The following is a 3145-nucleotide window of genomic DNA, read 5'->3' on the forward strand; positions in this document are numbered from 1 at the left end:
ATGAACCGCATCGACCTCCCCCACCTGGCGTGGATCCTCGAGGAGTTGGTCGCTGGGCGGGTCCAGAACAGGATCAGCGTCGACGAGGACACGGCCGAGTGGGCCCGGGTGGCGCTGCAGCGCATGCTCGACATCACCTGATCGGCGTTCGGCGACGATGACCGTGGAGAACGAACCCGACGGGAATCGTCCGACGGAGGACAACATCGTGCGTCGCCGGATACGGGCGGCTCGACGGCTTCTCGTGGTGCTTCGCCCGTACCGTTCCTCGATCGTCCTGCTCGGGCTGACGAGTGCCGTCGCCGTCTTGTTCGAGACCCTGACGCTCGTCCTCATCGTTCCGCTGGCATCCACCGCAAGCAGCGGTGCAGACAGCTACTCCTTCGACCTGCTCTCGAACGCGTTCGAGTTGTCCACGTGGACCCTGGTCCTCCTGGCGGTTGCGTTGATCGCCCTGCGCTCGGGTTTCAACCTCCTGAACGCCCAGCAGGAAGCACGGTTGCTTGCGAGATTCGAGCGAGAGCAGCGGCAACGAGGCTTCCGTGCGTTCGTCCGCTCCAGCTGGGAGCGGCAGGCCAGCGAAGGCCCAGGTGGTCTGCAGAACCTGATCGGCAGCATCGTCACACGGAGCTTGACCGCGATCCGCTCACTGACCGCAGCTGTCGTCGCGGGGACGGGGCTGCTGATCATGCTCGCAGGCGCCTTCGTGTCCGGCGGGCTGGCAGCCCTGGCGATCATCGGGGCCATCGCCTTCCTCATGGCGATCGTCTCCCCCGCGCTCGCCCGCTCGCGCCGCCACGCACGACACCTGTTGGACTTGAGCCGGCGGTTCGCGCACGACGTCGAGGAGTCCACGACGATGACCCGCGAGATCCGCATCTACGGCGCGCAGGATCCGTACGCCGACCATCTCGACGAGACCATCGTTCCCTACGAGCACCATCGGGCGAGAAACCAGTTCTGGGCCACCACCGGTGCTGGTCTCTTCGAAACCGGCGGCCTGCTGCTCGTGGTCGGGGCACTGGCGGCGCTCTACCTGTCAGAGCCCGACGGCGCGACCGACTTCGGCGTCATGGCCCTGCTGATGCTGCGCGGGCTGATGTACGGCCGGCAGTTGAACAGCCAACTCCAGGCCGGCAGCGACGCTCTGCCGTTCGCCGTCGCGCTGGAGCACGACATCCGATCGTTCGAGAACGCCACGCCACCGAACGGCACGTCCGAGATCTCCGCAGTGGACCGCGTCGGATTCCGGGGTGTGTCGTTCGCGTACGCACCGGGGCAGCCGGTCCTGCAGGACGTCACGGTCGACATCACGGCCGGGGATTCCGTCGGCGTCATCGGGCCCTCAGGCTCAGGGAAGTCCACGTTCGTCGAACTACTCCTGCTCCTCCGGCCACCGCTGTCCGGGACCGTGGAGGTGAACGGCGTGGCATCCAGCACGATCGAGCTCGGGAGTTGGTACGACCGGGTCAACCTCGTACCGCAGCATCCCAACCTGTTTCGCGGCTCGGTGCTCGAGAACATCCGCTTCTTCCGGCCCGGACTCACTGACGAGGAATGTGTGGAGGCTGCACGTCGAGCGCACATCCACGACGAGATCATCACGCTCCGCGACGGATACCAGCATTCCACGGGAGAGCGAGGCGCCGGACTCTCCGGAGGACAGCGCCAGCGCATCTGTATTGCGCGTGCGCTGGCGGGGCGACCAGACCTCATCGTCTTCGACGAGCCGACCAGTTCGCTCGACGCTCACTCCGAGCACGCCATCCAGTCCACGATGGCAGACCTGCAGTCGAACACGACGATGATCATCGTCGCCCATCGTCTGAGCACTCTCCGGTTCTGCAACAAGCTGCTCGTCCTCGAGGACGGTCGAGTCCAGGCATTCGGTCCGCGGGAAGAGATCGAGCAGAACAGCGACTACTACGCGGACATCCTTCGGGTGTCCGAGATGCTGTGATCCGGAGGACGGAGCCGCAGCGACCAGTACCCGGGATCCTGCGCTCGTGCCATGGGCACTACATCGCTTCGTAGATCTCCACCAGTCGACAGGCAATGGTGTCTGGCCCGAACTGATGTCGCGCCCGATCCGCTATCGCCGGCGCGCTCCACGCGCCCCAGTTCGCCAGCACAGCGGCGATCCCGTCCGCCAAGGCGTTGACATCGTCGATCGCCACCACCACCCCATCGTCGGGGCCGACGAAGTCCTCTGGTCCGCCGCACCCGGTCACCACCACGGGAAGTCCGATCGAAAGCGCCTCGGCCGTGGCCACGGAGAACGTCTCGACGCGGCTCGAGAGCACGAAGACATGACTTCTCCGGAGGATCTCCTCGACGTCGGCGGGAGCAACCCGCCCCATGAACTCGACGAGGTGGACGACTCCCTTCTCTGCAGCCTGGTCGTGTAGTGCCACGGCCTCCGGTCCGTCTCCAGCGATGGTGAGGTGGACGTCGAGGCCGCGATCGTTGGCCAGGACGGCGAGAGCGTCGATGAGCGTGGCTTGAGCCTTGAGGGCCGTCAGCGACCCCACGGTGACCAGTCGGAACGGCTGCGGCGTACCATCGAGAGCCCGGACCGACCCTGCGGTGACCACGACATTCGGCACGACCACCACGTCGTCACGCCCGCTGAGATCGCTGACCCTGCGAGCCAGGGCATGCCCTACCGCCACGACACGGTGCGCTCCCCGATACGCCAGTCGGGCTCTCGGCCGCTCGAACCAGCGCAGCCCGCGGAGCAGCCGTGACCAGTGCTCGGTGACGACCACCGGGACCCGCGCCAACCGGCCAGCGACCACCGCCGCCAACCCGACGTCGAACACGTGCGCATGGACGACGTCCGGCCGGAAACGCCGGATGGTGCGGAGCACCCGAGCCACGGCGACGAACTCCTGGACCACCCGAAGGCGGACCGGCACGGCAGCGGTCTCGACGACCAGGCGGCGATCGTCCGCAGACTGGACCGGTTCAGCCGACTCGGCTCCGGAGCGCAGGTGGAGCACGCGTACCGTCAGGCCGGCATCGGACAACGCCTCGGCCTGCCGCCGCACGAAGAGCCCACCGACGGGGTTCGTCGCCGTCGGGAACCACCCGGTGACGATGAGCACCCGCTGCACGGCCATTGAGGTGGCACGATACGCCAATG

At 67.0% G+C, this 3145-nt stretch carries 2 protein-coding genes; one reads left to right on the forward strand and one right to left on the reverse strand.

From position 1 onward, the window contains the following. Nucleotides 1–163: 163 nt before the first annotated feature. Nucleotides 164–1960 (forward strand): ABC transporter ATP-binding protein, encoded by a 1797-nt coding sequence (locus ABZE72_RS16455; RefSeq protein WP_372730116.1) that lies wholly within the window; start codon nt 164–166, stop codon nt 1958–1960. A 58-nt stretch (nt 1961–2018) separates the two neighbouring features. Here ABZE72_RS16455 and ABZE72_RS16460 read toward each other — a convergent pair. Beyond that, nucleotides 2019–3145 (reverse strand): glycosyltransferase (locus ABZE72_RS16460; RefSeq protein WP_372730117.1); only part of this gene is annotated, 1127 nt, incomplete at its 5' end.

It is taken from the genome of Nocardioides sp., assembly GCF_041600255.1.
Classification (GTDB): domain Bacteria; phylum Actinomycetota; class Actinomycetes; order Propionibacteriales; family Nocardioidaceae; genus Nocardioides.